Origin of the sequence: Enterococcus sp. AZ128, assembly GCF_051714485.1 — a bacterium.
Classification (GTDB): domain Bacteria; phylum Bacillota; class Bacilli; order Lactobacillales; family Enterococcaceae; genus Enterococcus_A.
Genome location: NZ_JBIORZ010000002.1, coordinates 937,413 through 946,794 on the forward strand (window position 1 = coordinate 937,413; position 9,382 = coordinate 946,794).

Genomic DNA, 9,382 nt, shown 5'->3' on the forward strand with positions numbered 1-9,382 from the left:
GGTGTAAGATGTTTTTTATCAGAGTGAGATCCTGAAAATAGACATATAAGATGTAAAAGATAGAAGGGATAAAAATGGTTTATACAATCAAGCAAGTGGCAGAACTTTCAGGGGTCAGCACTCGGACTCTGCGATTTTATGATGAACGCGCGTTATTGAAACCAGCCTTTTTAAGTGAATCGGGTTATCGGATGTACACTGAAAAAGAGATTGATCGACTGCAGCAAATCCTACTATACCGCTCGGTAGGGGTTCCCTTAAAAACCATTAGAGAATTAATCGATCGACCGGCGGAAAAAATTCAACAAACGCTGATGGATCAAAGAGTTGAAGTGGTAAGAAAACAGAAGGAGTTGGATCGTTTACTGAAAATTCTTGACGATACATTACTTTATTATAAAGGAGAAATAGAGATGACTAATAGAGAAAAATTTGAAGCTTTCAAACAGAAATCATTGCTTGAAAACGAAGAAAAATATGGTGAAGAAATCCGTGAAAAATATGGCAAAGAAGCTGTCGAAGATTCTAATCAAAAATGGATCGAAATGAGCGAGTTTGATTATCAAAAAATGGAAGAAGTTGAAACGACCTTATTCGGAAAACTGACTCAATATATGAAGGATGGAGACATTTCTAGGCCGTTAGCGGAGGAGATATTCGATCTACACAGGTTGTGGCTGCAATTCAGCTGGAAAAAATATACTAAAGAGGCGCATCGAGGGTTAAGCGAAATGTATTTAGCTGATGAGCGCTTTACCCAGTACTACAATGAGAAATGCGGCATCGGAGCTACAGAAGCGTTGTATCAAATCATTCAATATTATACAAAATGAAAAAAGGATTGAGTTTTTTCTCAGTCTTTTTTTGTTGCAATTATTCTCAAAGAACGCTGGGATTCTTCTACAAATTGCTCTTCTTTTAATAACAGCTCTTTACTTTGAGGAAAGGCAGAAAAACAGATCAAAAATTTCCATTGAATCAAAATTTCTGTAGCGTGTGCCTTCTTTATTTGTAAAAGTCGTTGATAATTCTCCAATGTGGCTAATGCTGGATCATAAAAAACCATGTAGCCGATCGCATCAATCAATTCACTGAGTTTTGAAATCGGTAGTTTTTCAGCAGAATCAAGCAAAGTAGGAAAAATCTCAGAATCCATTCGCCCTAATGAACGAGCAATTAAATCTCGCGGCAGAGGAAAGCCTTTCTTTTTGGAAGGGGAAACAGGAAATTGATGCTGATTTTTACCGATCACAGCGAGATAATCAATCATTTTCAGAGCAGTTGTTGGATTCCCGTTTTCCAGCTTATCGGTAATCGCCAATCGAGTATAAAGTGCAGGTTCCTTTTCCAAAGAGTTCAGAAGAATGTCTGTTACTTCACAATTAAGAGGCAAAAGTTTTGCGGCGATAGAGCGTTTACCAGCATTCTCATTAACGAGGAGGCTCAATAACTCATTGATAGTGGTATCTCTATACGCGATTAGGTCGCTATCTTCGATCCATCCTCGTTTTTTTCTTTGTACATATCTATCCATAAATTCTGCTCCTTTTTTTAAAGTATAACAGAAAGAATACTAAAAATACTTGTGTTTTATTTCACAAAATTATTGATTTATGATGCCCGCTATGCTATGATCAAAAAAAAGAAGAGGTGATGGGGATGAAAAAGGTAGTTGCGAACCCAATGGAGTTAAGAGATGCTATCCGTTGTGAGAAACAAAATATTTCAATCACAGGCGGTTTTGCTAAAATGATGCAGCCGATAGCGACAGAGCGAAAAGCAGATGTAGAAAAAATGGATCTGCCGACGTTTATGAAATTAGCGTTAGATCCTGCGACGATGGAAACATTAGCTACGGCATATCAAGTTGCTATGAAGAATGATGCCACTGGATTTGAATTAGAATATGTAAGAATCTAATTTTTTTAACTGTTTTTGTGAAAAATGTATCAAAGTAAAATGATGACTTCCTTGTAGTATTAAAACTGCAAGGATTTTTTCGGGAGAAATGAGTATTATACCTAAAAATAACAATTTTAGTAATTTAAGAACTCGGTAATTTTTAAAAACAGACATTTTTTCAAGTGGAAAATATTTAGTAACATTCAGAATAAATTTAAAAATGTTAAAAAAACAATTCGTAAAATCACCAAAATGGATTAAAAATCTGTTAAAATATGAATATGAGGAAGACCTCTCTCAATCTTTCTTAGCTAGTTTTATTTGACTAGCATCCCCTTTAAGCACCTTGGTGATCAAGGTGCTTTTTTTGTGGAGATATAGAGAGTCGAATGAAAGCGCTTGATATTAATGTGGAGGATGCTTTACAATTAAATAGAAGAAAGGGGGTCTTACTATGAAAGAGTCTTACAAGAGAATATTAGTCGCAGTAGATTCATCGGAGCAGGCACGACGAGCATTTCAAGAAGCTATTGAAGTCACACGAAGAAATGACGCACATTTGTATATTTTGATCGTATCAGACACCAATCATTTAGGGACCGAACCTTATGCAGTGGATCATATTGTCAAGGAAGCTCATAAAGCAGCAAGTGCTGTTGTGGAATCATTGGAGGAATCAATTCCTGACGATATTTTTTACTCGACAATCACTGATGATGGAAATCCGAAAACTAAAATTGTTGAATACGCCGAATTGGAAAAGATAGATTTGATTTTAATGGGCGCTACAGGAACTGGAACATTTTCACGTTTGCTATTGGGATCAACGACTGCCTATGTCGTAAATAATGCTCCTTGTAACGTGATGGTTGTACGTTAGACTAAAAAGCAAGCCAGCACATTTTTTGTGCTGGCTTTTAGCTTGCAGTTTGATAGGTTTGCTGAATGTCATTCATAAGTTTGGTTTTGCCTAATACAGCATATTTAGCGATAACTAACTGCCCTCGAGTATTTCGTTTGCCGAGAATAACAATCTTCATACCGTTCTCAACATCTGCTAGAAAATTCAGTGAATGCGCAGATATCAAGCAATTGGTATTTGCCAATTGAAAATAGACGAGCGGTTGTTGCGAAAACTGAATGATTTTTAGTTTTGTAACGGTTCCTTTAAGAGTTTCCATCGCCAGTCCTCCTTGTATGGATACCTTTAAAAACGAGTTCATTGTCTTTACGTTCAAATTGAAAATAAATATCCTTCTTGCGACCGGTCTTTTTGGCAGGGATAACGAAATAATCACGATTTTCAGCATCCATCTTTGCGGTAATTTGGTTTAAATACAATGCTAATGGCAATGGCTCCTTCACTAAGGAGTCATAAGTTCGATAAAACAGTTCAATTGAATCTGGACTAATCATAGACATGGTCATCACCTCAAATTCATTATACGAACATTTGTTCGTAAAGTAAAGTAGTAAGTTGAAAACTTTCTAAATAAAATACGCAAAAAGAGAAGAACGATCTATATAAAAAATAGTCTCGCTATAAAGCTGGTCAATGAGAGTGAATTCAGACAATAGTGTTTGCGATATATAGGAATATAGAACAAAATCATTGAAAATATCTCGAAGTGTCAGATGTTTTAGACGAAAAGAAACGGTGTAGTTTTACGCTACACCGTTCCTTTAAAACAATCACTTCAAAATAAAATAAATAATGAGCCAAAAAAGAAGGCAGAAAATAAAAATTAGTCGATAAATAATGTGTCTAGGTTGGCGGTAAAGCCAAGCATAAAATTTCTTCATAATAAAAAATCCTTTTTTCCAGTGTTTCTAACAGAAAATCTGTTACCAACAGGAATGCTACCCCATTATAGGAAAGAAGTAAAGGATAGGTGTGAAAATAAATACGTGGTATAAAGATAAGGTAATATCGATTATACATCTCAAAATCAGCGATATAAAGCCGTTATTGTTAGTGGGAATAACGCTTATAATTGAAATATGATGGATTGTTTTAAGTAAATAATAAAGAAATGTTACGATTTGTTTATAAATCAATGGTGATACACTGACAAAAAGTCTAGGTTTAAACTGTTAATTCAATAAGAATTTTTTTGTAAAAGAAAAAATTTGTGAAATAAATATCAAATTCAAAATAATAGTGGTATTATGATCCTCCAGAAAGGGGGCGTACCATGAAACTAAAGGAATTGGAATACTATATTCTGAATGAAATCGCAAATAAAAATTTTAGTAACCTGACCCATCATTTTTTTAAAACATCTAAAGGTGAATTTGAAAACAGTTTAGCTGTTCTAAAGAAAAATGGTTTTATTCAAGGAAATATATTTGATAGCAATGGGTCTATTAAAAATCAGTTTAAGTTCTTTTTCTTGTCTGAAAAAGGGGAGACTCTATTAAGCGACAATGCATTCTAGAAGTTTGTTCGGATCACTCATCAAGAGTGGTCCTTTTTAATTAGATGCAAAAAACACGCTTGCAAATTCCTGTAAGCGTGCGGGTAGTATTAAAAAAATCTGTTTAGTGTCTCCGTTTTGTTCTTTTTCTAAAATGATTGATAATAAAAGCACCTGCAACGACAATTGCACCGCTTAAAACAAACCATAGACTGTAATTGCTATTTTTTTTAGAAGAAGCGAGCTGATTATTCGTATCAGTACTAGATTTAATTTCAGCAGAGGCTTCATCAGTATTACTGCTAGTTTTCGTATTTTCTGTCGCAGCGGACTTGTTGGTAAAAGCCGTTGATAATTGGAAATGCTGATCAAAAGTTGTTCGATCGATCGAAGGATCACTCAGTTTATTGTTTTCGTCTAAAGCCATTTCAGTTGAATATGTTCCTGTAACGGTAAGAGTAGTTGAGCCATCTCCTTCTACAACTGTTTCTCCACCAGCTTTAATAGTGACAGTTTTTCCATCCTCATCTACAATCTTCCCACCAGATTCCAAATTTAGATTTGTCACTTGTGAATCATCAGTGACAGTCCACTTAGAAGTATTATCGACATTGACCGTGATCGGTGCATTACTAGCAGCTGTATTTACATCGTTTGTAGTGATTTCTGTATTACCGCTGAAGGTCGTTCCTTCAGTCAAGGATAAGTTAAGGCTGCTGATTGAGTCGACACTGATTTTTCCAGCTAACTTCTGCTTGATCCCAGTGAAATTGACAGTTCCGCCATTACTGCCAGCAGTCCCCCAATTATTGGAGTTATTTCCTTGAATCGTTAATAAAGCGGCTTTGTCGTTATCAAAGTCTAATTTGGTATCCTGTAAAATTACATTCGCTTCCGTGTTCGTTATATAAAACATGGTTCCTTCGGTCGCACTTTTTAAAGTCGAATTGACAGCTTCGAAGGTTGCTGTTTCACCAGTAGAAGCCTCTGCATCGCCTGAAGTAGACTGATAAATAATCACGCCGTTTGCGATAGGGTCACTGCCAGTTGTTCCTGTTAACTTGATGGTTAATTTAGAATTGTAAATTTGAATCGAATTAAAGCCTTCCATGCCGGCAATTTGACTGCCAGTAGAGGTTCCTTCAACATCATTCACCTCGATATCACCGGTGGAATAGAGCAGAGGAGAGCCTGAACCCTGTGTTGTAAATTGACTGTCTGTTACGGAAACATTTCCGCCGCCGCGATCCGTAGCTAAAGCAGCGCTATGATCGCCTTTTGTGCTAATCGTCGTTTTATTCGCAATAATTGTTCCGCCGTATGTTGCATCCATCCCGCGGGAATTGTCAGCCTCAGTCGTGATTGTATTATCATTAGCATAAATTGTTCCGTTATCCGTTGCAAACAATCCATTGCTACCTTTACCTGTAGCAGTCAATTTACTGTTTGAAAGGTAGGCGAAAGAGTTTTCGTTGACTGCTAATAAAACAGAATTTAAGCCATAAAAATTACTATTATCGTCATTGGCACTGTCACCAGATTTTTCTAACGTACTCTTTGTTAGATTCAGTTTACCCGCATTTTTTGCTAATGCTGTATTTTCATCGCTTCCTGTTGAAGTATGACTTTCAGAAGCGGAGCTGGCTTCTTGATTGTCAGCAACTAAGCTTCCTTTTAACTCGCCGCTATAGTCATAGGTCATTGTATCGGCACCGCCCATTCCGCCGCCATCTGGCGGAGCCGATGGCACACCGCCTTGATCAGTAGCCAATCCTGCAATTGGAAAAGTAGTAGTGCCTAGTAATAAAGTGCTCATAAGAATAATCGTTGTTACCCGTTTGATTTTCAATAGAATCCTCCTCTTTTTTGATGCCTTCTAGATATAGCGTAGAGGATAAACCTTAAATCAGCCTAAAAAGACGAATATTTTTTCTAAAAGCCAAAAAAAGGAAGCTTCTCAGCTTCCTTACTCCTGTTTCCTTAAAAAAAGTCTTATTATTTATGTGGATGACAGGAATCGAACCTGCACCTCTATCTTAAATGCGGACTACATCATTGAACGAGTAAAACACCAAGTTCATCCACGCCTACAAGTATAGCGAAGTCAAAATAAATTTGAAAGTTGTTCATGAGTAATTAAAAAAATATTATACTTTGATTTTTTTCTGCTGTTCTTCAGAGAATTCTCTAGCAATCATCCAGCCATAGCTTTCAGTAATAGCAGCAGCGGTGGAACCATTGACAATATTACCGGCTACGGGGAGCTTTCCAGCTAAGAAGCGAGCAGTCATTTGACCAGCTTTTTGAGCTAAAAATTGAGTTGCTAAGGCTTTTGCAGCGCCTGCTTCTAATTTAATATGAAAAACCTTACCCAAAGCGATCACCATTGCAGTTTGGATCGGTAATAAGACAGTAGCATCGGGAAAAGGCAATTGCGCCATCCCAGCACCAACGCCAGCAGCAGCAGTAGATGCGCTGTGAATAATGAGATGGGCTTTTCTTCGTTGAATTTTGTTCATCTTTGAGTCTCCTTATGTTTGTGTCTGTTTTCTTAAAGAAAAATCGTTTGAACTACGTATCATTCAGGTGATGAAAGTTTAGCATCTTGAAAAGAAAAGAACAATTTATCTACTCGTCTTTAAAGCAGATTTAATCATTTTAAAAATTAAAAAAACGAGGAGAAATGGATAGTTTTGTTTTTCGAAACATTGGCAAAATGATAAACTAGGACTGAAAGGGGCGGTAAAAATGGTTGATGAATATAAAAATATTTTAGTTGCTGTGGATGGTTCAAAGCAATCCAAAAAAGCGTTTGACGAGGCGATCAACATCGCGAAGAGAAATAAGGGCAAATTAACCTTGGCGACAGTGATTGATACGGCTAGTTTTACCGGAACCACTGGAGGAAATTCGATTCCATTGATGCAGGAAGTCCATGAAAAAGCTCAAAATATTATCACTGAATTGGAACATCATCGCGTAACAGAGGAACAAGAAGTCCATTTGACCTCTCAAATCATCGCAGGTAATCCAAAAAGAGAAATCGTTGAATTAGCTGAGAAGTTGGAAACAGATTTGATCGTGATGGGGGCGACAGGTTTAGGCGCCTTGTCGTTGCTACTCGTTGGTTCAACAACTGCTTATGTAGTGAATCAAGCCCCATGCAATGTTATGGTCGTAAAATAAACCAAAAAAATCGTCTGACAAAAAGTCAGACGATTTTTTCATCTAGAGTCATAATTAGTTCTTGGCCATCATCATAGACATACATCGCTTTTGGAAAATCGATTTCTTCATAAGCATCCACGTAAGGTGCGGTGATGCCATCAGAAAAATAGGGATCACTTTGAGAATATACAACACTCAATGTACGAGCAATTTTATTTTTAAAAAAGTGAAATCGTTGTGGTGAAGTTAGCGGTAGCCCTTTTAATGGACGCATGAAAATCATATGCCAGATTTCCTGCTGCATGTGTTCAGGGATGACGTCAAAAGAGACATCACTTCGTCGCGGTTTTGTTGGTTCAAACATTTTTCTCAACCCTCTCTTTGCTTTATCATAGCAGGTTTTTTTAAGAAAAAAAGTAAAAGCAATCAATTTCTAAAAATTTAGTTCGTGTAAACAGTTTTTTTAGGTTAAAAATGATAAAGTGGAGTAGAAAAGATTGGAATAATTAGTACTTGAAATTAATTTTGAATGGATTTGAATGAAGGTGGAAAAGATGCGTTACGGAATATTTTTCAATCCTAATGCTGGGGATGGAGACGCGGAAAAATTAGCAAAAAGAATGAGAGAAAAATTTGAACAAGCTGGTCATTCAGCTGACTATTTAACAGCGCCAGATCCAGAAAAAGCAATAAAGACAGTAAAGGAAGCTGTTGATGAATTTGATGGGATCGTAGCAATCGGCGGAGATGGCTCATTAAATATTGTTGGTACGGCATTTGTTCAAGCAGGAAAAGCATTGCCGTTAGGAATCATTCCTGGCGGGACGATCAATAATTTTGCGAAACGCTGGCATTTACCGATGGATGAGGAAGAAGCAATGGATGTGATTATCGCTGGTAATCAGCGCAAAGTGGGCATCGCTGCTTGTCAAGATCGGCAGAAAGCGATTATCAGCTCCTTTACATTTGGCTCATTTGCGGACATTTCCAATGAAGTTCGGCAGAGTGAAAAGCAAAAATTCGGCTTGATTGTTTATCCGATGAAAGCTGTCAAACAAATTGGAAAAGATACGTCTTATCCAGTAGAAATCAAAGCTGACAATTTCCATGAGAAGCTGAAGGTCTGGTTTTCGTTAGCTACGACAACTCACTCTATCGGTGGGGTGGAGTATGTAGATTCAGATTATGACAAACTTCACGTTAGTATTCTGCATAATATGCGCTTTCGAAAATTATTACAGATGCTTCGCTTTATCTTCACCGGACGTCTAAAAGATTCCGATGCACTTACTTATTTAGAGACAGACAAATTGGAATTGAAACCATTGACTGACAAAACAATTTATTCTCGGATCGACGGTGATAAAGGACCTGCCTTACCGTTAACAGTGGAATTTTTGGCCGATTTTGTGCCGATTTATGTACCTGAAAAACAAGAGAATTAGAAAAGGGAGGTTTTAGGATTGGATAAGAACATGGAAACATTGTTAGCTAGCGCGGATACATTTACTTTGGTCACGATCGATAATCGCGGGTTTCCTCATGTCATTGCGGTTTCACCGCCGCTTGAGCGAAATGGCTTTTACTATTTCAAATTTTATATCAATGGTGATGGACGAACGGCAGAAAATATTCGACAAAACCGTTCGGGGAGTCTATTTTGTTTTGACAAAGAAAAACATGAAAGCATTGCTTTAAAGGGGTATTTTTTCGCGGAAGAGTTAGTTGAGTACAAGAAATTGGCCGCTCAGTTGAATGAATTCCAAAGAGAGCTGAATTATGAGCATCCCATGATTGCTGTTTTTGAGACGTTGAGTGTCAAGCATTATGAAAACATGCATGGTGAATTTTTGGATGTTCCCGAAAATTAAAAAGTTTCATCCCTTTATTATATT

Annotated in this window: 13 protein-coding genes and 1 tRNA gene; 7 read left to right on the top strand and 7 right to left on the bottom strand. The window is 37.0% G+C overall.

Annotated elements, in window-relative coordinates:
- Positions 1 to 74: 74 nt before the first annotated feature.
- Positions 75 to 833, top strand: a complete 759-nt coding sequence (locus tag IGI38_RS16320) for a MerR family transcriptional regulator (protein WP_438732517.1) — start codon at positions 75 to 77, stop codon at positions 831 to 833.
- Between the two features lie 20 nt (positions 834 to 853).
- Here the strand turns inward: IGI38_RS16320 and IGI38_RS16325 are convergent, their stop codons facing one another.
- Entirely contained in the window at positions 854 to 1,534 is a 681-nt protein-coding gene (locus tag IGI38_RS16325) for a hypothetical protein (protein ID WP_438732519.1), read from the bottom strand.
- Between the two features lie 125 nt (positions 1,535 to 1,659).
- On the opposite strand from IGI38_RS16325, the gene IGI38_RS16330 reads away from it, so the two are divergent.
- Together IGI38_RS16330 and IGI38_RS16335 are read left to right on the top strand one after the other, a co-directional pair.
- On the top strand, positions 1,660 to 1,920 hold the full coding sequence (locus IGI38_RS16330) for a hypothetical protein (protein ID WP_438732521.1): 261 nt from the start codon (positions 1,660 to 1,662) through the stop codon (positions 1,918 to 1,920).
- A gap of 436 nt (positions 1,921 to 2,356) precedes the next feature.
- Positions 2,357 to 2,782 (top strand): universal stress protein, encoded by a 426-nt coding sequence (locus IGI38_RS16335; protein ID WP_438732523.1) that lies wholly within the window; start codon positions 2,357 to 2,359, stop codon positions 2,780 to 2,782.
- 37 nt (positions 2,783 to 2,819) lie between these two features.
- Here the strand turns inward: IGI38_RS16335 and IGI38_RS16340 are convergent, their stop codons facing one another.
- On the bottom strand, positions 2,820 to 3,083 hold the full coding sequence (locus IGI38_RS16340) for a hypothetical protein (protein WP_438732525.1): 264 nt from the start codon (positions 3,081 to 3,083) through the stop codon (positions 2,820 to 2,822).
- Positions 3,070 to 3,324, bottom strand: coding sequence for a DUF5960 family protein (locus IGI38_RS16345; protein WP_438732527.1), 255 nt, complete (start codon positions 3,322 to 3,324; stop codon positions 3,070 to 3,072). The genes IGI38_RS16340 and IGI38_RS16345 overlap by 14 nt, the downstream gene beginning before the upstream one ends.
- A 773-nt stretch (positions 3,325 to 4,097) precedes the next feature.
- Between IGI38_RS16345 and IGI38_RS16350 the strand changes: the two genes are divergently transcribed.
- Complete coding sequence (locus IGI38_RS16350) at positions 4,098 to 4,340, top strand: YjcQ family protein (protein WP_438732529.1); 243 nt, start codon at positions 4,098 to 4,100, stop codon at positions 4,338 to 4,340.
- 103 nt (positions 4,341 to 4,443) lie between these two features.
- Here the strand turns inward: IGI38_RS16350 and IGI38_RS16355 are convergent, their stop codons facing one another.
- The 3 genes from IGI38_RS16355 to IGI38_RS16365 all read right to left on the bottom strand — a co-directional run bounded on the left by IGI38_RS16355 (position 4,444) and on the right by IGI38_RS16365 (position 6,838).
- Entirely contained in the window at positions 4,444 to 6,135 is a 1,692-nt protein-coding gene (locus IGI38_RS16355) for an adhesin (RefSeq protein ID WP_438733393.1), read from the bottom strand.
- A gap of 186 nt (positions 6,136 to 6,321) precedes the next feature.
- Positions 6,322 to 6,404, bottom strand: a tRNA-OTHER gene (locus IGI38_RS16360).
- 62 nt (positions 6,405 to 6,466) lie between these two features.
- A complete protein-coding gene (locus tag IGI38_RS16365) occupies positions 6,467 to 6,838 on the bottom strand; it encodes a hypothetical protein (protein ID WP_438732531.1) in 372 nt (123 codons plus the stop codon).
- 229 nt (positions 6,839 to 7,067) lie between these two features.
- On the opposite strand from IGI38_RS16365, the gene IGI38_RS16370 reads away from it, so the two are divergent.
- Complete coding sequence (locus tag IGI38_RS16370) at positions 7,068 to 7,505, top strand: universal stress protein (RefSeq protein WP_438732533.1); 438 nt, start codon at positions 7,068 to 7,070, stop codon at positions 7,503 to 7,505.
- A 25-nt stretch (positions 7,506 to 7,530) separates the two neighbouring features.
- On the opposite strand, the gene IGI38_RS16375 is transcribed toward IGI38_RS16370, so the two are convergent.
- Positions 7,531 to 7,851: a DUF960 family protein gene (locus tag IGI38_RS16375; RefSeq protein WP_438732535.1), complete on the bottom strand. Its 321-nt coding sequence runs from the start codon at positions 7,849 to 7,851 to the stop codon at positions 7,531 to 7,533.
- A 190-nt stretch (positions 7,852 to 8,041) separates the two neighbouring features.
- On the opposite strand from IGI38_RS16375, the gene IGI38_RS16380 reads away from it, so the two are divergent.
- Positions 8,042 to 8,932, top strand: coding sequence for a diacylglycerol/lipid kinase family protein (locus tag IGI38_RS16380; RefSeq protein ID WP_438732536.1), 891 nt, complete (start codon positions 8,042 to 8,044; stop codon positions 8,930 to 8,932).
- 18 nt (positions 8,933 to 8,950) lie between these two features.
- A complete protein-coding gene (locus tag IGI38_RS16385) occupies positions 8,951 to 9,358 on the top strand; it encodes a pyridoxamine 5'-phosphate oxidase family protein (protein WP_438732538.1) in 408 nt (135 codons plus the stop codon).
- The last annotated feature ends 24 nt before the right edge of the window (positions 9,359 to 9,382 follow it).

What these genes read in the sequence shown, in the direction of transcription:
- IGI38_RS16330 (WP_438732521.1), top strand. Translation starts at nt 1,660, where the DNA reads ATGAAAAAGGTAGTTGCGAACCCAATGGAGTTAAGAGATGCTATCCGT.
- IGI38_RS16335 (WP_438732523.1), top strand. Translation starts at nt 2,357, where the DNA reads ATGAAAGAGTCTTACAAGAGAATATTAGTCGCAGTAGATTCATCGGAG.
- IGI38_RS16370 (WP_438732533.1), top strand. Translation starts at nt 7,068, where the DNA reads ATGGTTGATGAATATAAAAATATTTTAGTTGCTGTGGATGGTTCAAAG.
- IGI38_RS16320 (WP_438732517.1), top strand. Translation starts at nt 75, where the DNA reads ATGGTTTATACAATCAAGCAAGTGGCAGAACTTTCAGGGGTCAGCACT.
- IGI38_RS16365 (WP_438732531.1), bottom strand. Translation starts at nt 6,838, where the DNA reads ATGAACAAAATTCAACGAAGAAAAGCCCATCTCATTATTCACAGCGCA.
- IGI38_RS16340 (WP_438732525.1), bottom strand. Translation starts at nt 3,083, where the DNA reads ATGGAAACTCTTAAAGGAACCGTTACAAAACTAAAAATCATTCAGTTT.
- IGI38_RS16345 (WP_438732527.1), bottom strand. Translation starts at nt 3,324, where the DNA reads ATGTCTATGATTAGTCCAGATTCAATTGAACTGTTTTATCGAACTTAT.
- IGI38_RS16375 (WP_438732535.1), bottom strand. Translation starts at nt 7,851, where the DNA reads ATGTTTGAACCAACAAAACCGCGACGAAGTGATGTCTCTTTTGACGTC.
- IGI38_RS16380 (WP_438732536.1), top strand. Translation starts at nt 8,042, where the DNA reads ATGCGTTACGGAATATTTTTCAATCCTAATGCTGGGGATGGAGACGCG.
- IGI38_RS16325 (WP_438732519.1), bottom strand. Translation starts at nt 1,534, where the DNA reads ATGGATAGATATGTACAAAGAAAAAAACGAGGATGGATCGAAGATAGC.
- IGI38_RS16350 (WP_438732529.1), top strand. Translation starts at nt 4,098, where the DNA reads ATGAAACTAAAGGAATTGGAATACTATATTCTGAATGAAATCGCAAAT.
- IGI38_RS16355 (WP_438733393.1), bottom strand. Translation starts at nt 6,135, where the DNA reads ATGAGCACTTTATTACTAGGCACTACTACTTTTCCAATTGCAGGATTG.